The 22679-nt window shown below is 59.3% G+C and carries 16 protein-coding genes and 1 pseudogene; 13 read left to right on the plus strand and 4 right to left on the minus strand.

Annotated features, from left to right (window positions below; translation table 11 throughout):
* Nucleotides 1-194, minus strand: a 194-nt coding sequence (locus tag DXK50_RS24380) for a ribbon-helix-helix domain-containing protein (RefSeq protein WP_212632080.1), incomplete at its 3' end; no start/stop codon positions are given.
* On the minus strand, nucleotides 191-2182 hold the full coding sequence (locus DXK50_RS24385) for a conjugal transfer protein TraG (RefSeq protein WP_212632081.1): 1992 nt from the start codon (nucleotides 2180-2182) through the stop codon (nucleotides 191-193). The genes DXK50_RS24385 and DXK50_RS24380, both read right to left, overlap by 4 nt.
* A 334-nt stretch (nucleotides 2183-2516) precedes the next feature.
* On the opposite strand from DXK50_RS24385, the gene DXK50_RS24390 reads away from it, so the two are divergent.
* From DXK50_RS24390 to DXK50_RS24425, 8 genes are all read left to right on the plus strand, one after another.
* Nucleotides 2517-3739, plus strand: a protein-coding gene (locus DXK50_RS24390) for an IS3 family transposase (RefSeq protein WP_212632082.1) whose coding sequence is annotated in 2 segments (ribosomal slippage) — nucleotides 2517-2862 and nucleotides 2862-3739 — 1224 coding nt in all. Because the reading frame shifts where the segments join, the coding sequence is not laid out codon by codon here.
* A 132-nt stretch (nucleotides 3740-3871) separates the two neighbouring features.
* Nucleotides 3872-6568 carry a PAS domain-containing sensor histidine kinase gene (locus DXK50_RS24395; RefSeq protein ID WP_249187018.1) on the plus strand — a complete coding sequence of 899 codons (2697 nt, stop codon included), beginning with the start codon at nucleotides 3872-3874 and terminating at the stop codon, nucleotides 6566-6568.
* Nucleotides 6569-6594: 26 nt separating this feature from the next.
* Entirely contained in the window at nucleotides 6595-8478 is a 1884-nt protein-coding gene (locus tag DXK50_RS24400) for an ATP-binding protein (protein WP_212632083.1), read from the plus strand.
* Nucleotides 8475-10439: an ATP-binding protein gene (locus DXK50_RS24405; RefSeq protein ID WP_212632084.1), complete on the plus strand. Its 1965-nt coding sequence runs from the start codon at nucleotides 8475-8477 to the stop codon at nucleotides 10437-10439. The genes DXK50_RS24400 and DXK50_RS24405 overlap by 4 nt, the downstream gene beginning before the upstream one ends.
* Nucleotides 10436-13306: a hybrid sensor histidine kinase/response regulator gene (locus DXK50_RS24410; RefSeq protein WP_212632085.1), complete on the plus strand. Its 2871-nt coding sequence runs from the start codon at nucleotides 10436-10438 to the stop codon at nucleotides 13304-13306. The genes DXK50_RS24405 and DXK50_RS24410 overlap by 4 nt, the downstream gene beginning before the upstream one ends.
* Nucleotides 13299-13685, plus strand: a complete 387-nt coding sequence (locus DXK50_RS24415; protein WP_212632086.1) for a response regulator — start codon at nucleotides 13299-13301, stop codon at nucleotides 13683-13685. Before DXK50_RS24410 ends, DXK50_RS24415 begins: the two co-directional genes overlap by 8 nt.
* Nucleotides 13678-15339, plus strand: a complete 1662-nt coding sequence (locus tag DXK50_RS24420; RefSeq protein ID WP_212632087.1) for a diguanylate cyclase — start codon at nucleotides 13678-13680, stop codon at nucleotides 15337-15339. Before DXK50_RS24415 ends, DXK50_RS24420 begins: the two co-directional genes overlap by 8 nt.
* 104 nt (nucleotides 15340-15443) lie before the next feature.
* The gene (locus tag DXK50_RS24425; RefSeq protein WP_212632088.1) at nucleotides 15444-16568 is read left to right on the plus strand and encodes a response regulator; all 1125 of its coding nucleotides are present in this window, start codon (nucleotides 15444-15446) and stop codon (nucleotides 16566-16568) included.
* Nucleotides 16569-16957: 389 nt separating this feature from the next.
* Here the strand turns inward: DXK50_RS24425 and DXK50_RS24430 are convergent.
* Nucleotides 16958-17323 (minus strand): annotated as a pseudogene (locus DXK50_RS24430) (LysR substrate-binding domain-containing protein); the annotation flags it as partial.
* Nucleotides 17324-17358: 35 nt separating this feature from the next.
* Between DXK50_RS24430 and DXK50_RS24435 the strand changes: the two are divergent.
* From DXK50_RS24435 to DXK50_RS24455, 5 genes are read left to right on the plus strand one after another with little or no spacing between them, the layout of a single operon-like run.
* The gene (locus DXK50_RS24435; protein WP_249187019.1) at nucleotides 17359-18105 is read left to right on the plus strand and encodes a TRAP transporter substrate-binding protein; all 747 of its coding nucleotides are present in this window, start codon (nucleotides 17359-17361) and stop codon (nucleotides 18103-18105) included.
* On the plus strand, nucleotides 18102-18668 hold the full coding sequence (locus DXK50_RS24440) for a TRAP transporter small permease (protein WP_212632089.1): 567 nt from the start codon (nucleotides 18102-18104) through the stop codon (nucleotides 18666-18668). Before DXK50_RS24435 ends, DXK50_RS24440 begins: the two co-directional genes overlap by 4 nt.
* Entirely contained in the window at nucleotides 18665-19924 is a 1260-nt protein-coding gene (locus DXK50_RS24445; RefSeq protein WP_212632090.1) for a TRAP transporter large permease, read from the plus strand. The genes DXK50_RS24440 and DXK50_RS24445 overlap by 4 nt, the downstream gene beginning before the upstream one ends.
* A 49-nt stretch (nucleotides 19925-19973) precedes the next feature.
* Nucleotides 19974-20861: an NAD(P)-dependent oxidoreductase gene (locus tag DXK50_RS24450; protein WP_212632091.1), complete on the plus strand. Its 888-nt coding sequence runs from the start codon at nucleotides 19974-19976 to the stop codon at nucleotides 20859-20861.
* A 42-nt stretch (nucleotides 20862-20903) separates the two neighbouring features.
* Nucleotides 20904-21779: an AEC family transporter gene (locus DXK50_RS24455; protein WP_212632092.1), complete on the plus strand. Its 876-nt coding sequence runs from the start codon at nucleotides 20904-20906 to the stop codon at nucleotides 21777-21779.
* A gap of 135 nt (nucleotides 21780-21914) precedes the next feature.
* On the opposite strand, the gene DXK50_RS24460 is transcribed toward DXK50_RS24455, so the two are convergent.
* Nucleotides 21915-22679 (minus strand): DUF3363 domain-containing protein (locus DXK50_RS24460; RefSeq protein ID WP_212632093.1); only part of this gene is annotated, 765 nt, incomplete at its 5' end.

Below are 22679 nucleotides of genomic sequence, written 5' to 3' on the forward strand. Positions count from 1 at the left end.
TCGAGCTGACGCGATAGCCGGTCCAGGCGCTTGGCCATGGCCACCTCGCGCTGCTCGCCAGACTCGGGTGACAGCCAGGAGGCCAGCGCCGCAGCGATGATCGAGGACTTCGACACGCCCCTGGTGATCGCCAGTTCGTTCAGGCGCTTAGCATGCTCGGGTTGGATAAACAGGTTGAGACGGGCTCGGCTCATAGGACTATTCCATCGTCAGGGTCGAGGGCGGCCAGCCGCGCCACGCGTTGCAGGCGCGGATCCGGCTGGGTGGGGAAGGGCGTGGAAATGTCGTCCTCGTCGAGCAGCAGCAGGTCGCTGGCCAGCTCGTCGTGATCCGGCAACTGGGCGAGTTCCGCCAGCTCGGGCTGACGGCGCGGGCCGCCGTCCTCGATGGTCTCGTCATCGCTCAGGTCGGTCGGCGACGCGGCAACGGTTGCAGGCACGGCCAGGCCGCTCCAGTCGTCCGCGCGCGGCGCCGGTGTGTCGGCGTAGCGACCCGGCTGCAAGCGTGGCGCCGGCAGCACCCGGCTCTGGAAGTTGGCGTCGGTGAAGTAGCGCAGCTTCTTCGCGCGGATCGGTGCGAGGCCGGAGAGCATCACCACGGCCTCGTCGCTGGGCAGTTGCATCACCTCGCCCGGAGTCAGCAGCGGGCGAGCCGTTTCCTGGCGCGACACCATCAGGTGGCCCAGCCAGGGCGCCAGGCGGTGGCCGGCGTAGTTACGCTGCGCGCGCAGTTCGGTGGCAGTGCCGAGAGTCTCGGAGATGCGCTTGGCGGTGCGCTCGTCGTTGGTGGCGAAGGTCACTCGCACATGGCAGTTGTCGAGGATCGAGTGGTTCTGGCCGTAGGCCTTGTCGATCTGGTTCAGCGATTGCGAAATGAGGAAGGCGCGCAGTCCATAACCGGCCATGAAGGCCAGCGCCGTCTCGAAGAAGTCCAATCGCCCCAGCGCCGGAAACTCATCGAGCATCAGCAGCAGCTTGTGCCGGCGCTCGATGCCGTCGGAGCCGTCGAGCGACTCGGTCAGGCGTCTGCCGACCTGGTTGAGGATCAGGCGGATCAGCGGCTTGGTGCGGCTGATATCCGAGGGCGGCACCACTAGGTACAGCGACACCGGATGCTCGGCAGAGATCAGGTCGGCGATGCGCCAGTCGCAGCGCGAAGTGACCTCAGCCACGGTCGGGTCGCGGTATAGACCGAGGAACGACATAGCCGTGGACAACACACCCGAGCGCTCGTTGTCGCTCTTGTTGAGCACCTCCCGTGCCGCCGAGGCCACCACCGGATGCGGTGCATCGCCCAGGTGCGGCGTGGTCATCATCCGGTGCAGCGTCAGCTCGAAGGTGCAGGCTGGATCGGAAAGGAAATTGGCGACGCCGCGCAGGGTCTTGTCCTGGCCGGCGTAGAGCACGTGCAGGATGGCGCCGACCAGCAGCGCATGGCTGGTCTTCTCCCAGTGGTTGCGCCGTTCCAGCGCGCCTTCTGGGTCGACCAGGATGTCGGCGATGTTCTGTACGTCGCGCACCTCGTGTGCACCGCGACGCACTTCGAGTAACGGGTTGTAGGCGGCCGAGGCCAGGTCGGTGGGGTTGAACAGCAGGCAGTGCGAGAAGCGGGAGCGCCAACCCGCGGTCAGGCTCCAGTTCTCGCCCTTGATATCGTGGATCACCGCCGAGGCGGGCCAGGAGAGCAGGGTGGGTACCACCAGGCCGACGCCCTTGCCCGAGCGCGTCGGCGCGAAGGTCAGCACATGCTCGGGGCCTTCGTGGCGCAGGTACTGATCGTCGAATTGGCCGAGGAACACGCCCGCGGGCTGGGTCAGGCCGGCCTTGCGCACCTCATCCGCATCGGCCCAGCGCGCCGAACCGTAGGTGGTGACTCGGCGTGCCTGGCGCGCCCGCCAGATCGCCATGCCGATGGCCACCACCAACGCCAGCAGGCTGCTGCAGGCGGCGATGCTGCCGCCGACGTTGAAGACATCCGGCGCATAGGCATCGAAGACAAACCACCACTCGAATAGACGCCAGGGGTGATACACCGGCGTGCCCAGCAGATCGAACCAGGGTGCCCCCAGGCGCGCCTGATAGCCGAGCGTGGCCGCCGTCCACTGCGTAGCACCCCACACCCCGGACAGGGTAATGGCCAACACCACCAGCACTTGGCCGTACAGAACCGTTGTTGCATGCATCCCTGAACCCGACCTCCCAGGCAAAACGCACGGCACGCAGATGTGCCGCGGGCGAGAGGTTCGGTACTGGGGGAGTAGGGGTCAAAGACCGTTTCGGTGGGTATTAAGAGGGATGAGGTAACACAGTGTACTGTGGCGATTAGCGGGTAAGGCCGGCAAGGAATGGTGTCGATAACGGTTTGGTGATGTCCGGTAACAACTGGTCGGGGTAAACAAGGAACCTGTCATAAACGATAGTTATTGGCCCTGATTCGAAGTGAGCTATGAACGAGCCCCTTGAAACACAGGACACCGTTTCCCCCTTACCATAAGGGATAGGCAAACGACTGTGTTTATGACTACCAGCAAAGACAAGACCATCGAAGTGCTCGGCCAGGAGCGGCGGCGCCGCTGGAGCGTAGAGGAGAAACTGGCCATGGTGCGCGAGAGCCTGGAGCCCGGACAAAGCGTCTCGGTGGTGGCCCGGCGTAACGGCATCAATCCCAACCAGCTGTTCCATTGGCGCAAGCTCTACCAGGACGGCAGCCTGTCGGCGGTCAGTGCCGGTGAAGCGGTGGTGCCTGCTTCCGAGCTGGCCGATGCCCTTAAGCAGATCCGCGAACTGCAACGGATGCTGGGCAAGAAAACCATGGAAGCCGAAATACTCAAGGAAGCGGTGGAGATCGCTCGCTCGCGAAAATGGATTGCGCACTCACCCTTGTTGCCGGGGGACGACCAGTGAAAGCGGTCAGTGGGAGTCTCGGTGTGGCGCGCTCGCAATTGACGGCTCGACTCAAACAGCCTGTTCCGGGGCCGCAACCGCGTCGTCGCAGGACGCTCAACGATGCGGCCCTGGTCGAGCAGATCAAGCAGGCCGTCGGCACGTTGCCCAGCTACGGCTATCGCCGGGTCTGGGGCCTGTTGCGTCGGCAGCATGAGCAGCAGGCCCGGCCACCGGTCAATGTGAAGCGGGTTTACCGCGTCATGCGTGACCACGATCTGTTGCTAGAGCGGCGGCGTAAACAGCCGGGTGTAGCGCGGCGTCACGAAGGTCGTGTCGCCGTGGACATGAGCAACACCCGCTGGTGTTCGGATGGATTCGAGTTCCGCTGCAAGGACGGCGAAAAACTGCGCGTGACCTTCGCTCTGGACTGCTGCGACCGAGAGGCCATCAGTTGGGTGGCCAGCCCAAACGGCTACAGTGGCGACGATGTCCGCGACGTGATGTTGGAAGCCATCGAGCAACGCTTCGGAAGCGGGCTGCCGGCGGCGCCGGTGCAATGGCTGAGCGATAACGGCTCGGCCTATACCGCCGAACAGACCCGGGCCTTTGCCCGGCAGATCGGCCTGCTACCGCTGACAACCCCGGTGTGCAGCCCGCAGAGCAACGGCATGGCGGAGAGCTTCGTGAAGACCATGAAGCGTGACTACATCCGCCACATGCCCAAGCCCGATCGGGCGACGGCCCTGCGCAACCTGGCCATCGCCTTCGAGCATTACAACGAGGAGCATCCGCACAGCGCACTGAGCTACCGCTCGCCTCGCGAGTTCAGGCGCTTGGCTAAGACATCAACTTAACGGGGTGCCGGTGTCCGGTTTGATAGGGGCAAGTCCAAGCTAACTCCTTTTTTGAGGTCTGTTTCACTTGGCGATTTTTTCTCAATGATCATCTACCCTGTTCGTATAAATCTGCCAGCAGTAGGGCTTTGAATGCGAGAGACCCCCACCCAGCCGCAAACTCAGGCAGCCCTATGGGAGCAGGCCGAACGCCTCAAAAGCATCATCGATGGAACCAACATCGGTACATGGGAGTGGAACGTTCAGACGGGGGAAACCACTTTCAATGAGCGTTGGGCTGAGATCATCGGTTACCGCCTTGAGGAACTGTCTCCCGTCGACATCAATACCTGGCTAAACCACGCTCACCCCGATGACCTTGGTGAGTCAGGTGATCGTCTGGAGCGCCACTTCCGGGGGGAAACACCCTTTTATGACTATCAGTGCCGTATGCGCCATAAGTCGGGGCGCTGGGTTTGGGTGCAGGACCGCGGGCGGGTGGTGAGCTGGACCGATGAAGGCAAGCCGTTGATGATGTGCGGCACCCATGCCGACATCACCGAGATGCGCGAGCAGCAGAATGAGGCCCACCGCACCAGTGCTCAACTGCAGGCGATTCTCGACTCGGCTACCGGCGTTAGTGTGATCGCCACCACTCCAGATGGATTGATCACGCTGTTCAACTGCGGAGCCCAACGCCTGCTGGGTTATACCGCTGAGGAAATGGTTGGTATCCAGACTCCAGCGTTAATTCACCTGAGCGATGAGGTTGAGCAGCGCGGGCGCGAGCTGTCACAGCGAGTAGGTCGCGAGATCAGTGGTTTCGAGGTTTTCGTCCATCTGGCGCGGCAGGGAGAGCCTGAAACGCGACAGTGGACTTACGTTCACAAGGATGGAACTCAGCGCAGGGTGAACCTGACGGTGAGTGCCATATTCGATAGGCAGCGCACGCTATCCGGTTTTTTAGGCACTGCCAGTGATCTATCCGAACTGCAGTCCACCACCAGGGCGTTGCAGGAGAGCGAAAACCGTTTCCGGGAACTCGTTGCCAACCTGCCCGGAGTTGTCTATCGCTGCGAGAACGATGCCAACTGGACCATGCGTTACATGAGTGATGAAGTCGCTTGTCTGACTGGTTATCCGGCCAGTGACTTCATTGACAACCGTGTACGAAGCTTTTCCAGTGTTGTGCACCCTGATGATCTGCACATCACCCATCAGTCTGTCGCGGCCATTGAGCGGCATGAACAGTTCGAGCTCACCTACCGACTCCGGCATGTCGATGGTCATTGTGTCTGGGTGAGAGAGCGAGGTCGAGGGGAGTATGACGCCAACGGTGAGCTGCTCTGGATATCCGGTTTTATCTGGGACATCAGCGACCGCAAGGCTGCCGAGGACGCGCTGCGTGTCAGTGAGCGGCGCTTCAATGGCGCATTCAATACTGCTCCCCAGGGCATGGCGATCGTTAATCTTGACGGGCGATGGCTCGAGGTCAATGGCGCTCTCTGTCGCATGCTGGGTTACAGCCGAGAAGAGTTACTGCAACTCGACTTTCAGCATATTACTCACCCTGATGACCTGGCCAAGGATTTGGCGCTGCTGCAACAGCTCCTGGATGGTGTGATCGCCGACTATCAACTGCAGAAGCGTTACATCGACAAGCGCGGCAGTGTGCTGTGGATTCTGCTCAGTGTTTCGTTGGTGCGTGACGCCCAGGGTTTGCCCCTGCACTTCGTTTCGCAGATTCAGGACATTACGGAGCGCTTCGAGGCCGAGATGCGTCTGCGTGAGCGTGAAGAGTATCTCAGCACTCTGCTGGACAACGTCATTGACGCCATCGTGACCATCGACGAGGCAGGGCTGATTGAGACATTCAACCCGGCGGCTGAAAGGATTTTCGGTTATGCGAAGGCAGGTGCGGAAGGTCAGAGCTTTAAGATGTTGATGCCCGAACGCTACCGTGAGCAGTATGACGATCTTTTGACCGCTTACCGAGAGAACGGCGTGCCCGCACTACTGACGAAGGGAATGGAGTTACTCGCGCAGCGGCGCAATGGTGAGCTGTTCACTATGGAACTGGCCATATCGCAGATCATGCTCCGGGGGCAGCGCCGTTTTATTGCCGTCATCCGCGACATCAGCGATCGCAAGCGCATCGAGCGGATGAAGAACGAGTTCGTCTCCACCGTCAGCCACGAACTGCGTACACCCCTCACCTCAATTGCCGGAGCTCTCGGTCTGATCAATGGCGGGGCGCTGGGCGAGGTACCTGTGCCGATGGGTGAAATGTTGCGAATTGCTCAGAGCAACAGTCAGCGCTTGGCAGATCTTATCAATGACTTGTTGGACATGGACAAGCTGGTGGCCGGAAAGATGACCTTTGACCTGCAGGCGCTGCCACTCTGGCCACTGCTGGAGGCTGCCAGGGAGCAGAACCAGCCCTATGCCACGCAGCATTCGGTTGCGCTGCAACTGAAGCCGCAGCTGGATGTCACGGTGCGTGTGGACAGGCAGCGCTTTGCGCAGATCATGTCCAATCTGCTCTCCAATGCTGCCAAGTTCTCTGCACCGGGCGCTAATGTTGAGATTTCTGCTGCCCCGGCCAAGACGCGGGTGCGCATCAGCGTACGTGACTTTGGTGTGGGGATCCCTGATGCCTTCCGCTCACGCATCTTCGGTAAGTTTTCACAGGCTGATGCCACGGATACCCGGCTTAAAGGCGGTACAGGTCTTGGGCTGGCAATCACCAAGGAGCTGACTGAGCGAATGGGCGGGCAGATCGGCTTTGAGTCCGTCGAGGGCCAGGGCACCACCTTCTGGGTGGAGCTACCGGTGGAGAACAATTGTTGAATCGGCCAAACCAAGAGCCAAGGACTATGGCGGGGATATGGCTTCTGGTCATACTGCTGACATTGGGAGGCTTGGTTGAGCTTGGGCTTTGGCGCTACAACCAGAATCGCTATCAGGAAGAGCAGCGTTTTCTGCGTGCCCAGGCCTACGAGATAAGGGCGGTTCTTCTGGCTGAGCTGAATGCCACGCTGCACCTTGCCAGCGGGCTGGCGAGTTATGTACCGGCAAAGCAGGGGCGCTTGGATGCGGCCGAACTGCAACCCTGGTTACGTGGGCTTTTCACCCAGGGACGCTACATCCGCAATATTGGATTGGCACCCGATAACCGAATTTCTTACCTCTATCCACTTGAGGGGAATGAATCGGCCCTGGGCATTTACTACCCCGACCTAGCCGAGCAGTGGCCGCATATTCAGAAAATTATAGCTAACAAGAAGCCTCGGCTGGATGGCCCCCTGAATCTGGTACAGGGCGGTAAGGGGCTTATCTACAGGGTTCCGGTCTATTTGCAGGATCAACGCTATTGGGGGCTGATTAGTACCGTCATTGATTACGACCGGCTTATCGCTGACTTGGATGTCCTGGCACGCCAACGTGATCTCGCCGTTGCCCTCCTGGCTTTTGATGTCCCGGTCGCAACCTCAGCCACGCGAGATAACGTTCGCTTGCCGGTATCGCTGGCCGGGGCACAGTGGCAACTTCAGGTTTCGAGTACGTCACAGCCGATTGCTTCCTTGACCCCTGTCAGGACTCTGGGCTGGAGTCTCGCCCTGCTTATCACTTTGCTAACCGCCTGGATGATGCATTTGCATCGTCGTAGGGCGAGTCTGGCTCTGGCGCTGAGCAGGAGTCAGCAGGATTTCATGCAAGCCTTCGATCTGGCGCCACAAGGGATGGCAATGCTGAACGCCTCAGGGCAGATGCTGGAGGCCAACCAGGCGCTATGCCAACTTCTTGAGCGCAGCCGCGAAAAGTTGGTTGGCACAGCACTGGCTGATTTCTGCCTCCCGAATGATCGTGAAAAACTGCGCCAACATCTCGCCCAAGAGAACGCGCAAGCCCGGCTAGGCTGGTGGATACGGCTACTGGATGGTGAGCAGAACCCTGTCGACGTAGAGTGCAGCGCCTCATGGTTGGGGCTATCCGAGACTGAGGGTGCACTCTGCATACTGCATATTCAGGACATTACCGAGCGTCTGCGCCTCCAGCAAATGCAACGCGAGTTCATTGCCAGTGTCAGCCATGAACTGCGCACACCGCTGACCTCCATTGCAGGTTCTCTAGGCTTGATCAATGGCGGGGCTCTGGGCGAAGTGCCGCAAGCGATGCAGTCCCTGCTGCAAATCGCTCAGTCCAATAGTTCGCGCTTGCAAGAGCTGATCAATGATCTGCTGGATATGGAAAAGCTGGCGGCAGGAAAAATGCGCTACGACATTTGCGAACAACCTATTTGGCCGCTGCTTGAGGATGCCGTCACACATAACCAGCCTTATGCCAATGAGTATCAGGTTAGGCTCGAACTCGTCGGTAGCCCTATCGAGGTACACGTAGCCATCGACAGGCAGCGGCTGGCGCAGATTCTGGCCAACTTGATTTCCAATGCGGTCAAGTTCTCCGCACCCGGATCTGTTGTGACACTAAAGGCAAGTGTCGATAGTGATTGGTTGAGGATCAGTGTCAAGGATCGGGGTATCGGTATCAAAGAAGAGTTCAGGAGCCGGCTCTTCACTCGATTTTCCCAGGCCGATGGTGGCGATGCACGGCAGAAGGGCGGCACTGGCCTGGGGCTTGCCATCTGCAAAGAGCTGATCGAAGCCATGTCTGGGCACATTGGCTACGAGTCAAAGGAACGGATGGGCAGCACCTTCTGGTTGGAGCTGCCAATTGCCAATCAGGTGGTCAGGGTATGACGAAGCGCAAGTCCCAGGGGTTTCCTCCCATACCGTCTAACGAGAGCCGCCGCCTTGCCGCCTTGCTCAGATTTGAGCTGCTCGATACGCCGGCAGAGGCGATGTTCGACAACATCACCGCAATGGCTGCGCAGCTATGCGAAACCCCGATTGCGCTCATCTCGCTGGTAGATGCCGAGCGCCAGTGGTTCAAGAGTCGACAGGGTCTCGACGCCAGTGAGACACCACGAGAGCTGGCGTTCTGCGCACATGCCATCAACGGCGAGAGCCTGTTTGAAGTGGAAAATGCCTTGCTGGATCCACGCTTCAGGGATAACCCGCTGGTGACCGGCGCCCCGGATATTCGTTTCTATGCGGGTATGCCGCTGGCTGACAGCGAAGGCCATAATCTGGGTACCCTGTGTGTGATCGACCGCCAGCCACGTCAACTCAATGTTCAACAGAAGGGCGCCCTCAAACTGCTCGCGCAGCAGGCCATCAACCTGTTCGAGCTGCGCTTGCAGGCGCGCCAGCAGCGGGAGCAGGCGGCGCTGCACAAAGCGATTTTGAGCAGCGTGGGAACTGCGGTGCTGATCACCGACATGGAGGGCGTGATCCGCCAGGTCAGTCCGGGGGTGCTGCCTTTATTGGGCTATGAGGTGGATGACCTGATCGGTCAAAGTCTCGGGCTGGTGCTACCGGATGAGGATCGTCAGCTACAACCTGATCCCGCCAGGGCTTCTATCAACTGCGGCTCTGAACAGGCGAGTCAGCGTGAGACGAGCGCGCGACATCGCAAGGGGCAGCGCATTCCCGTACTGTTCAGCCTGGCGCCGGTTGCCATAGATGGCAGTCAGCAAATGGGCTATCTATGCATCCTCAATGACCTGAGCTACCGCGAGGAAGCCCTGCAGCGCCTGCAGCATATCGCCGAACAACTTCCAGGCGTGGTCTATCAGTTTCAGCTGCATTCTGACGGGCGCAGTTGTTTTCCTTACGCCAGCGAGGGGTTGAGGGATGTCTATGGACTGCAGCCCGAGGACGTGCAAAAAGATGCAAGCCTCGTTTTCGCGCGCATCTACCCGGATGATCTTGCCGCTGTGACTGCCAGTATTCAGGCATCAGCGGAAAACTTGAGCGTCTGGCATCAGGAGTACCGCTTTCTACACCCTACGAAGGGGCCCATCTGGCTGGAAGGTCGGGCTACGCCCCAGCGGCGTAGCGATGACAGCATTCTCTGGCATGGATTTATCACTGATATCACCCAGCGAAAACATCTTGAGCAGATGAAGAGCGAGTTTGTCTCGACCGTCAGCCATGAACTACGTACCCCCCTTACCTCCATTGCAGGATCGCTGGCTTTGATCAACGGTGAGGCGTTGGGTCCCGTACCAGATGCAATGCGAGAGATGCTGCTGATTGCCCAGAGCAATTCTCAGCGCCTGCGCCAGCTGATTGATGATCTGCTGGATATGGACAAGTTGCTCGCAGGCAAGATGAGCTTTGTTCCCCAGCGGTTGGATCTCGATAGTTTTCTCACCGATTGTGCCACTAGCCATCAAGGGTTCGCCCGACAGCATGATGTTCAGATTGACTATGCAGGAGGGGTAGTAACTTCTGTCATGGCAGATCCCTTGCGTTTGCAGCAGGTGCTGAGCAATCTGCTGTCCAATGCACTTAAGTTTTCCCCTGCAGGTAGTCGGGTACTCCTATCTGCGCAGGCGCTTGGCGGGCACGTCAGAGTTTCGGTCGCCGATCAGGGGCCGGGCGTTCCTGCAGATTTTGTTGATCGTCTTTTTGAAAAGTTCTCCCAAGCTGATGCCAGTGACCGCCGACAGAAAGGTGGCACCGGGTTGGGGCTTGCCATCAGCAAGGGGCTGATGGAGCGTATGGGGGGCTCCATCGGCTTCTATCCACGCCCCGAAGGTGGCGCTGTTTTTTGGATTGACTTACCCGCTCTACTTCAGGATGAAACGCTATGACAATGCTGGAACATACCTTGACCAAGGCGCCAAGGTTCATGCCTCTTTTGGTTCTTTTGTGCAGCGTCTTGGGTACGCTAGGGGCATGGTTCGCACTGAGTACCGCCCAAAAGCAGGCAGCAGATTATGAGTTCCAGCAGTTGGGTAACGAGGTGCTGGAGGCGATCGAGAAACGGATGAGCAATCATCGCCAGATCCTGCTGGGAGCGGCTGGCCTTTTCGACGCCAGTACTGACGTGAGCCGTGACGATTGGCGGCGCTATGTGCAGCGTTTGGACCTGGATTCCAATTATCCCGGAATTCTCGGACTTGGTTATAGCCAGGTCGTGCGGCCGGAACAGTTGCAGGCATTTGAAGAGAGCGTGCGCCAGCAGGGCTTTGCTGAGTTCGCCATCAAACCTGCAGGCAAGCGTGATCTGTACACATCGATCATCTATCTGGAGCCATTTAGCGGCCGAAATCTGGCTGCTTTTGGCTTTGACATGTTTTCCGAGCCTACGCGGCGAGCAGCTATGAGTCGGGCAGTTGAAACCGGTCGCCCGCAACTTAGCGGCAAAGTTACGCTTCTCCAGGAGAATAATGGGCCTGCGCAAGCAGGTTTGCTGATGTACGTCCCCGTTTATCAGCCCGGAGCTTCGTTGAACTCTTCTGTCGAGCGTTGGGATGCTCTACGTGGTTTTGTGTATAACCCCTATCGCGTGACCGACCTCATGCAGGCAATACTTGATGGTAGAGAGTTGCAGGTTGACTTCGCCCTTTACACCGGAGACAAGGCCTCTCCTGAAGAGAGGATATTCATCAGCCATCCGCGGCTTGAGCGGGCTGGCAAGCCTTCACGCTCCGAGCAGTTAGAGCTGTTTGGCAAGCCACTTTATGTGAGCTTCTATACGCAGCCAGGTTTCTACGAGTCCTTCAAGCAAGGCCAGGTACTGTTGCTGAGCCTGGGAGGCGTGATCAGTTTGCTCCTGTTCTTCCTGACACAGGTGCTTGCCAATAGCCAGCAGCGAGCCATCTCCTTGGCCAGTGACATGACGTCACAGCTAAGTCAAAGCGAGGCAAGGCTCCAGCGGGTATTGAAGGGGGGGCACGATGGCTGGTGGGACCAGGACGTAGAGGCAGGTCATTTCTTTGCCTCGAGTCAAATCTGGCAGATGCTGGGTTATCCGGAGAAGGGGCCGCAGACACCCTTAAATGACCTTGAACAACTGGTTCACGCTGACGATGTAGCGGCCCTTCGTGCTCAGCTTGTAGCACCCGAGGGAGTCAGAGAGCATTACCTCAATCATGAGTGCCGATTGATAAGGCAGGACGGACAGACTCTGCCCGTACTTCTGCGAGCGTTGATTCAATGCTCGCCTGACGGGCATATGCTCAGCGCGAGCGGCACTGCAATGGATTTGACCGAGCAGAAGCGTATCGAGCAACTCAAGAATGACTTCGTATCAACGGTCAGTCATGAGCTGCGTACGCCACTGACCTCGATTTCAGGCTCCCTGGGTTTGGTCAACGGTGGCGCACTCGGCGCGGTACCCGACAGCATGCGCCCCATGTTGGAGATCGCCCAGCAGAACAGTCAGCGCCTGTGCCACCTGATTAATGATCTCCTCGACATGGACAAACTGGCTGCCGGCAAGCTCAGTTTCGAGTTCACCAACCTTGATTTGGGCCAGCAACTCAATGAGGCTCTGCTTAGCAATACCTCCTACGCTGAGCAGCATCAGGTTCAGCTGGTGCTTGATCCCCCGCATCCTGTCAAGGTACGCGCCGATGCGCTTCGGCTACAACAGGTGCTCGCTAACTACCTGTCCAACGCCATCAAGTTCTCTCCCACCGGTGCTTCGGTTCGGGTGCACAGCACACTTCGAGATGGGCGTGTCAGAGTGAGCGTCACCGACAAAGGTCGGGGCATCCCCGAACATTTTCACCCGCATATCTTCCAGAAATTCTCCCAGGCAGACAGCAGTGATCAGCGGCAAAAGGGCGGCAGCGGACTTGGCCTGGCGATCACCAAAGAGCTTATCGAGCGCATGGGGGGGCAGGTGGGCTTCGACTCTCATGAGGGCCAGGGCAGCACGTTTTGGTTCGAGCTGCCGGTGCTGGCCGAGAGCCCTCCACTCATTGACATGCAACGCCCCACAATCCTGGTGGTAGAAGATGAGCCTGACGTAGCCCGGTTGCTTCAGTTAATGCTTGAGGGGGGGGGCTATCAGGCAGTAGTGGCAGCAAATCTGGCTGAAGCGCGATATATCCTGGCCAGGCACGATATAGCCGCCGTGACCTTGGACTTGCGTCTGCCTGATGGCCACGGCTTTGAGGTCCTATTGGAGATGCAGCGTTTACTACGCAAGAAGGACTTGCCTGTTATTGTCATAACCGCCGCTGCTGACCAAGGGCAGCTCAATCTCCAGGGGGGTATGCACATCGTTGACTGGTTGGATAAACCCATTGACCCGCAGCGACTGCTGAACGGCCTACGCCGGTCACTCGGCAACCCGAGAAATAAGTCCCGCATTCTCCATATTGAGGATGACTCCGATCTGCGTATGGTTGTTGCCGAGCAGGCCAGAGGTCTGGCTGAGTGCGAGGGCGCCGGCAACCTCATGGAGGCTCGGCAGCAGTTAGCATGTGGTACATGGGATCTGGTGCTGCTCGATCTGCACCTACCAGATGGTGATGGCTTCAATCTGATTGAGGAGATCCATCAGGCCCATCCCGGGCTACCGATAGTGGTTCTGTCTTCGACAGAGCTCTCGACGGAACAGCTCAGCTTTGTCGAGGCGGCACTGGCCAAGTCTCGAACAGAACCACAGGCATTTCTTGATGTGCTCGCTCGCCTACTACCGACAAGGGAGAATAACCATGCGTGAGCTGAAGCGCATATTGCATGTGGAGGATGACCCCTCCATTCAGACCGTTGCCAAGGTTGCTCTGGAGGCTGTTGGTGGATTTGAGGTGCTGAGTTGCAGCAGTGGTCAGGACGCTATCGATCAGGTGTTGGGTTTTGCGCCGGACTTTATTCTGCTGGATGTCATGATGCCCGGAATGGATGGCCCGCAGACGCTTGAGCAATTAGTAAACCTGGTGGATATCAACGTTATCCCAGTTGCGTTTATGACTGCCAAGGTACAGTCTTCAGAAGTCGAGCATTATCTGAGCCTCGGTGCACGTGACGTAATCATCAAACCCTTCGATCCGATGCAGTTGGCGAGTCAGATACGCGCCATTTGGAGTCGCCCCAATGGATAGACAGAAGCAGTTGGCTGACCTACAAGTCCAGTTGCAGCTACTGGGCGAGCAGTTCGCCAAACGGCTCAAGGAAGAACTACCGCAACTGGCAGATAGGGCGCGGCAATTAGAGCGCTCATCTGATCCAGCGGAACAGCTTGAGCACCTGCAGGAGCTGCGCAACCAGCTACATAAGCTGGCGGGGAGTGCCGGTACCTTCGGTTTCAAGGAGCTGGGCGATCAAGCTCGATCGCTTGAGCAGCAGTCGCAACAATGGCTCAGTAGCCTGGAGCTGCAACGCAAGGGGCTCGAAACATTTATTGATGACATCCAGATGCTGGCAGGCACCTCGGATCTTTGTGCTGCGGTAGTTACAGCTCCTAGCTCCGTTGAGATGTCGCTCAACAGCTCCCCAAATGAAGATTGCCATCTCATCTACATTCTCGAGGATGAGGAAAGTGTCGGTGAGAGTATCCGTCGAACGCTCTCGACGTTCGGTTATCAAGCCAGCCACTTTGCCAGCACTGCCGAACTTGACGAGGCGATTGCTCGACTGAGCCCAGACGCACTGATTGTCGATGTCAATCTTGGCAATACTCAGCAGAGTGGTCTGGAGTATGCGTCCTCACTGCTTGCTCGTCTCCCGAAAGTGCCGCCGTTCCTGGTGTTGACGACGCAGAATGACTTCGATACTCAGCTACAGGCGGCACGCCTAGGTGCCGTCGGCTTTTTCAGCAAGCCTGTTGATGTGGCCAAGCTTGAGAGTCGCCTTGAACGATGTTTCGCCCAGCAGGGTGGGACTCCCTACCGCGTGTTGATCATCGATGACGACTATGAGTTGGCCAGTCACTATCGCTTGGTGCTGAGCAGCGCAAATATGCTGGTTGAGGTAATCAATGAGCCAAACCGGATACTTGAGACGATTGCTCGATTCAATCCTGAGGTGCTGCTGCTGGATGTGAATATGCCAGACTGCTCGGGTCCCGAGCTTGCTCAGATGATTCGCTTCAACGATGACTGGATCAGAATACCTATCATCTATCTTTCGGCTGAAACCGATATCGGCTTGCAGATGAATGCCCTGCTCAAGGCGGGTGATGACTTCGTCACCAAGCCTATAGCCGACAAGAGCCTGGTCGCTACGGTTTTTGCCAGGGCACAAAGGGCGAGGTTACTCAGCAATGCGTTGTCACGAGACAGTCTGACGGGACTGCTGAAGCACGCGGATATCAAGGAGCAGGTTGCAGTTGAGAAGGAGCGCGCGTTGCGCACAGGTAAGCCTGTAAGCGTCGTGATGCTGGATATCGACCATTTCAAGAAAGTCAACGACTTACACGGCCATGCGGTTGGGGACAACGTGATACGGGCACTCGCCAACCTGCTCAGGCAGCGACTGCGCAGAGTCGATGCAATTGGTCGTTACGGTGGCGAAGAGTTCCTGGCAGTGCTGCCCGAGTGCAGTGGTACTCAAGCAGTACAGATCCTGGACGAAATTCGTCAGCAGTTCTCGCGAATAAGCTTCTCCAGCGGGATTGGCGATTTCAATGTCAGCCTCAGTGCTGGCGTAGCGTCGTGTGTTGAACTAGAAGCCGATGCGCTTATCTATGCTGCAGATAAGGCTCTCTACGCTGCAAAAAATGCTGGCCGAAACAAAGTATGTTTGGCTGAGGCGTAAATTCTAGCTCCCAGGATTAGGAACGGTCAGGGAGAGGCAGTAATGTGAGTATCGGCGGTATGTGCTTATCTCGTTGAAGGCTCAAGGTTCGGAAAGGAACGCCAATGCGTGTAATGGTTGTAGATGACGATCCTTGGCTGGCAGGTTTGCTCAAACAGCTGGTGTTGAGTAGAAGGCCTGGCGCACAGGTTGACTGTTACGGAGATGTCAAAAGCGCTTATGCCGGGTGGCAGAGCCATATCTATCAACTGGTACTAGCCGACTGGAACCTTCCCGGAGACTCTGGCCTGACGCTGTTGCAGTTGATTCGAAAGCAGGATAAGGGCACGCCGCTGGTCATGATCACTGGTCGTGCTGATCGCGAAAGCGTTCTGGCAATCAGGCCGCTGGCAATTAGTGCCTACATCACCAAACCCTTCGACGTGCCAAAAGTGCTTGAGTGCCTGGAGAGCCTGCTGCCGGCGGATCATACGACTGTGGCTCATGAACTGTTTCCTGAGGACCTGAAGACGTTTTTGTCCGGTCGTTCCGCCGCGGATCTGGATTTACCGTTGATGCTTAAGGTCAAGGATCGGTTGATGCTGGCCGCCCGAGGTACACCGCTGGATTTTCGAGAGCTGGCCGAGGAGTGGCAACACGACCCCGCCCTCAGTGCTTATCTGATTGCTGCAGCCAACAGTCCAGCTTATCTCGTAGGGGAACAGCGCTGTACCAGCTTGATAGATGCACTTAAGCGCTTGGGCGGGCGCACCAGCCTCAATCTGGCAATTGCTCTGGCATTGCGGCATGCCGGCGGTTGTGTAAATCCACTGCTCTCTGTTTTCATGCAGGAGCATTTGGATGCCTCGGAACGACTGGCTGAAAGGGTTGTGCAATTAGCCCGGCAGTCTGGTGTAGAGCATGGCGCCCTGCAGACGGCGGCAATACTGCATCGACTTGGCGAATTATGTGTCTTGCAGCAAACGCACATATGGATGGAGCGAGGCAATCCTATGGACGACGGTGCAGTCATCCAGGCATGCGATGACTATGCTAAGTCCTTTGCTATCGCTCTTAAGGCGCATTGGGGGATGCCAATAACATTGCGTGAGCTGATTGGTGCGATTTATGTGTTACCGCAGTTTCAGGTTCGTCGTGACCAGGTGCTTATGCGTTTAGCGGCTGCTATGAGCAATAACGAGCCTGAGCATGCGATCGAGAGCCTGAAGCGTCTTGCGGGCATAAGTTGAGGTATCCGCTCGAATCGCGAAAAACTTCAGGATGAGCGCGGGTCTGAATTGAACTCGACGTTGCGATATATTCGCTCGCCGCAAAGGATTGAAAGCAGGGTGGTTGCAGGATCTTGCATTCGATTTTTTGGGTAAGTCGCGTACGTTTGCACACTCTTGCTGCGGCCAAATCGTCGAGCCCTTCGATCAGCTTGGAAAAATATCTCATTTGGTCATGGTGCCTGTCTCGCCTTCAGTTCTTACTCAAGAAGTGCCTTCAACTGCATAAGCTGGTCTGGTCACCGCTCAGCTCATCGTGCTCGTCCTTCTCATCCAGATGGCTGGGCTGCCGATAATGCGTTCTGCGTAGTGTGCTTGGTGTGAGTGAGGAGATCTTGTGCCTGGGGCAATCAAGCGATTTCCTTCTGTGATGTGTGATCCGGCAGCAACGCCTGGGTTTCCGCCGGGCTCACCCGCCCAATGAATCGCGCCAGTTGCTCGGCCGGATCGCCTTTGCGCCTTACCAAGTAGGTGGTTAGCATCGATGCGCAGCCGTCTAGCGGCCGGGCCACGACGTCCGGATTGTTGAGTTCGTTAATGCGCGCCAGGCTGGAGAAGCCGAGGCCGTAACCCGCGGCTACCAGCGCCATCATCAGATCCAGAGTGGGAACGTGGTCGGCAATGGTCAGTCGTGTATCCACGGCGCCCAGCACCCGCTGCAGTTGTTGCCAGAAGCCTTCGCATACCTGCGGATCGCAAAGTACTAGCGGGTAGCGCCCAGTTCGGCGACGATGTCGAATCGCTGACCAACATGCGCCTGGGCACACTGGCGTTCAGCACCAACTCCCAGGGCAGCACCGCCGGCGTGGTGCCGGAGTTCAACCTGGTCGGCCTGCCGTTCCTGTTCCGCGATCTGGAACACGCCTACAAAGTGGTCGATGGCCCGGTCGGTGCCAAGCTCGACGAGGCAGCCAACAAGAAAGGGCTGGTGGTGCTGGCACTGTGGGATAACGGCATTCGCCACACCAGCAACAACAAGCGTCCGATCGTGAAACCCGAAGACCTGCAGGGCATCAAGGTGCGTACACCGCCGGATGCCATGACCCTGGATATCTTCAAGGCACTTGGCGCCAACCCCGGTCCGCTGGCTTTCTCCGAGCTTTACATCGCCCTGCAGCAGGGCGTGTTCGACGGCCAGGAGAACCCGCTGATGAACGTCTATTCCTCGAAACTCTACGAGGTACAGAAGTACATCTCGCTGACCGGGCACAAGTACGAGACGACGCCGCTGCTGGCCAGCAAGATGATCTGGGCCTCGCTGTCCAAGGCCGACCAGCAGGCGGTCAAGGAAGCCGCGGTCGAAGCCGGTAAGCTCAACCGCGAGATGTCCCTGGCTGCCGATATCGAGTTGCGCACCAAGCTCACCGAAGCCGGAGTCGATATCAACGAAATCGATCAGGCCGAGTTCGCCGCCAAGACCAAGCCGGTCTATGACAAGTGGTCGAAGCAGTACCCCGAGCTGGTCGAGCTGATCGTCACGGAGGCGAGCAAGCAATGATGGCCGCTCAAAACCCCGGCAAGGAAGCCGCGCAGGCCGGTGCTCTGACGCAGGTGGTGAAGTGGGTGGACAGCGCAATCGTGGCCGCCAGCGTGGCGGTCGTGATTGCGGCGCTGGTGGCCATGTTCGTATCGCTGATGGCCGAGGTGGTTGTGCGCTACCTGACCAATCAGGGCATGGGCTGGCCCACCGAGATGCCCAACATCCTGTTCCCTTGGCTGGTCATGGGCGGCATCGTGCTGGCTGCCCAGCGTGGTCAGCACATCGCCGTCACCGCCATCCAGGGCTGGTTGGGGCGGGGTGGCAATCGGCTGTTGCTGATCGGCCATCAACTGCTGATCACCGTCACGTTCTTCTACCTGGCCTGGGTCGGTCTCGACGTGATCGAGATCACCGGCAGCGAGATCTACCCCGTCACCGGCATTTCGGCGAGATGGGCTTATCTGGCCATGATCACCGGGTTCGTCGGTCTTGGCCTTACCGCGTTGACCACGCTGGTTCATCTGCTGCAAGCCGGCGATCCGCTCGCCGTCCGTGCTCATAACATCGAGGATGACCTATGACTCTCATGATGCTTCTGGTATTCGCCGTGCTGCTGGCACTGGCAGTACCGGTCGGCTACGCGCTGCTGATCAGCTCGGGGCTGGCGGCTGTCGTCGTCGGCGGCATACCCAGCGTGGCGGCGATCGTGAAGATCTTTCAGCCCACGCAAAGCTTCCCGCTGCTGGCCATCCCGTTCTTCATGCTTTCCGGCAGCCTGATGATGGGCGGCACGCTGGGCAAGCGCCTGATCGACTTCGCTACCATGCTGGTCGGTCGCTTCCACGGCGGGCTTGGCCAGGTCACGGTGGTCGGCTCGACCGTATTCGGCGGGGTGTCCGGATCGGCCGTGGCGGAGGCATCGGCGCTCGGTTCGATGCTGATTCCCTGGCAGAAGCGCGAGGGCTATCCGGGCGCCTTTGCCGCCGCAGCAACGGCGTCGTCGGCGACTATCGCCGGGCTGATTCCGCCGTCGATTCCGCTGATCCTCTACGCCGCCGTGTCCAACCAGTCGATTGCCGCGCTGTTTCTCGCCGGCCTGGTGCCGGGGCTGCTGCTGTGCGTCGGCTTCATGTTGACCTGCTACCTGTCCGGCCGTCTGCGTGGCTTCAAGCGCTTGGCCAGTGAGATTACCTTGAAAGGTGTGCTGCGCGTGACGGTCGCTGCTGCACCGGCGCTGGCCATGCCGGCCTTCATCGTGGTGTTGCTACGCGCCGGTATCGCCACACCGACCGAGGTCAGCGTGCTGGCCGTGTTCTACGGTTTGATGGTGAGCATGCTGGTCTATCGCGACCTGACCCTGCGCCGGCTCTACGACGCGCTGGTACACACTGCGATTACTACCGGTGTGGTGATGTTGGTGATCGCCGCTTCGAACCTGGTGGGCTATGTGCTGACCGTCGAGTCGGTGCCGACCGCCGTGGCCGAGTGGACCGCGCGAACCTTGAGTTCGCCGTGGATGGTCATCCTCATGCTCAACCTGATCATGGTTGTTGTGGGCATGTTCCTCGACCTGCCGGCGGCGATCCTGCTGCTGGGGCCTACCTTCGTCGCCATCGGCAACGCCATCGGTCTCGACCTGACCCAGCTCGGCATCATGATGGTGGTCAACCTGAGCATCGGCCTGTTTACCCCGCCGGTGGGTACCACGCTGTTCATCGCCTCGGCGATTTCACGCGAGAAGGTCGGAGCAGTGGTGCGCGAGCTTTGGCCGTTCTACCTAGTGGCGATCATCGTACTCGGCCTGGTCTCCTTTATTCCGGCTTTCACCCTGTACTGATCAGCGCAGCCCCGGCGCATGCTAGGGCTGCGCCATGCAAGGAATTCCCATGACTACGATTGCATTTGCCGGGCTTGGCTCGATGGGCCTGCCCATGGCCAAGAACCTGCTCGCCGCGGGCCACGTTGTGCGTGGTATCGATCTCAATTCTGCGGCGCTCGCCACACTCGCTGAGGCGGGCGGGGAGGCGGCAGCCGACGCTTCCTCTGCCGCCAGCGGTGCCGATGTGCTGATCCTGATGGTGGTCAATGCCGCCCAGGCCGAGCAGGTACTGTTCAATGACGGTGCGCTGGAGGCACTGGCCGAGAATGGCGTCGTCTGTCTGATGGCGACCTGTCCACCGGCTGCCGTAGAGCGTATTGCCGAGCGGGTCAAGGGTGCGGGGCGGCGCTTCGTCGATGCCCCGGTATCCGGTGGTACCGCAGGCGCCATCGCCGGCTCGCTGACCATCATGGCGGCCTGTGAGCGCACCACCTTCGAAGCGGTACAGCCGGTGTTTGAGAGCATCGGCCAGCGCATCTTCCATGTCGGCGAGCTAGCCGGGCAGGGCGCCACGGTCAAGGCCGTCAACCAGTTGCTGTGCGGTGTGCATATCGCCGTGGTCGCCGAAGCCTTCGCCCTCGCCGCCAAGGTCGGGGTCGAGCTGCCGGTACTGCTGGAAATCATGGGCGGTTCTGCAGCATCGAGCTGGATGCTCAAGGATCGCGGCCCGCGCATGCTGCAGGCCGAGCCCGAGGTCAGCAGTGCGGTGGATATCTTCGTCAAGGACCTGGGCATCGTGCTCGAGGCCGGTCGCGACGCTCAGGCCGCGCTGCCGATTGCCGCCGTGGCGCACCAGCTGTTCCTGGCCACTGCCGGGCGTGGTGAGGGGCGAGCCGACGACAGCCAGGTGATCCGCAGCTACTACGCCCTCAACGGCACGCCCACAAAGGGCTGAGTCGCCCAGCACCACCCACTCGCCAGCGGCTAAGGTTGCCCCATGCTCGTGCAGATCGTGAGCATCGTTTTCCCCTTGTTCACGGTCATCGCGGTTGGCTACCTGTATGGTCGCAAGCATCGCCCGGACATGATCGCCACCAACCAGGTCAACATGGGCATCTTCGTGCCCGCGCTGATCTTTTCGGCGCTGGCGGGCAAGAGCGTCGATCTGGCCGAAGTGCAGATGATCGCTCTCGGTGGCCTGGTCATCGTGCTTGGCTCCGGCCTGCTCGGCTGGCCCATTGCCCGCCGGCTGGGCTATACACCGAAAACCCTACTGCCACCGATGATGTTCAAGAACGCCGGCAACATGGGGTTGCCGCTGCTGCTGTTCGCCTTCGGCGAGCAGGTGCTGCCGGCGGCGGTGGTGCTGTTTCTGGTAGAGAACGTCCTGCATTTCGCCATTGCCACCTGGTGGCTTGGGCGCAACGCCAGGGTGTGGGGGCTGCTCCGTGAGCCGGTGATCATCGCCGGAGTTGCCGGCGTGCTGGTGAGTATGTCGGGCATCGCGATGTGGCCGCCTTTTCTCTCCGCGATCAAGATCATTGCCGACGTATCCACGGGCCTGATGCTGTTTTCCCTTGGCGTGCGCCTGAACACTGCGCCCTTCGCGCATTGGCGCATCGGCACGGTCGGTGCTGTGGCGACACCGCTGACCGGCATGCTGATCGCCTACCTGTTTTGCCTGGCGTTTGGCCTGTCGAATCGCGAGACGGACATCCTGCTGATCTTCGGCGCGCTGCCGCCGGCGGTGCTCAACTTCATGTTCGCCGAGCGCTATGCCCAGGAGCCGGAGAAGGTCGCGTCGATCGTGATCCTGGGCAATCTGGTCGCGCTGCTGTCCATCTCGCTGGCGTTGGCCTTGCGGCTGGCCTAGATGCATCTGCCATGAACCTAAATTTCACGCAAAGCAGTTGGGGCTACTCCTGTCACAGACCAACTGCTTGTGACCCTAGCGCGTAGTAATGCAGCAGCAGGAGCCGGCGCTGGTATAAGCTCCGGCGCCTGTTGCTCAACCAATCGACGGTCCGCGCTGGCGACCCAGTTGCCATGACGCGCTGTTGCCCTGAATCACTGCCGATACGCTCTGCCCGAGCTTCTGCTCGATCACCGGCTTCCACGGCACCAGGCTAAAGCCGATGCCATCGTCGAGCAGGGCAAAACGGCCGCTGGTCAACTGCACGCTACGTCGGTAGATCCCATTGACGCGCTGGCCATCGACTGCCGGGCGGTACTGCAGGCCCGTCTGCGCCGAGATCTCGCGCGCTACCGCGGTCAGCTCCCTTCCGCGCAAGGTGGCCAGCAGGTTGCGTGCGAGCACCACGCGTTGGCCCTGGCGTTGGGCCAGTCCCTGTACCACCAGGAAGTCGGCGCGCTGCCGCAACGCTTCGCGCACCTCCTTGCCGAAGCCCGTGTCGACCAGCTCTCGGCTGCCGCCGATCAGCTGTTGGTCCAGCCAGGTCGCACCGACGGCGCGCACCTGCTGCTCGAGGGGCAGCGGCGTGCGCAGCTGGACGGCGACATCGCCCAGGCGGCGAGCATCATGCTGCCGGCCTTGCTCGGGCAGGTCGGCCGGCACCCGCCAGACACCCTCGGCCAACCGCTCGACGATACCGGCCCGGCGCAGGGCTTCCAGACGCCGTACATGGCGCTCGACCAATGCCTCGGGGTCATGCCCGTCGCTCGACTGCGAGCGTGCCAAGGCTAGGTGATGATCGGTGCGATACAGACCATCTGCAGCCAGCGCGGTAATCGACCGATCGACTGTGCGCGGCTC

It is taken from the genome of Pseudomonas sp. KB-10, assembly GCF_018221585.1.
Lineage (GTDB): Bacteria > Pseudomonadota > Gammaproteobacteria > Pseudomonadales > Pseudomonadaceae > Aquipseudomonas > Aquipseudomonas yangonensis.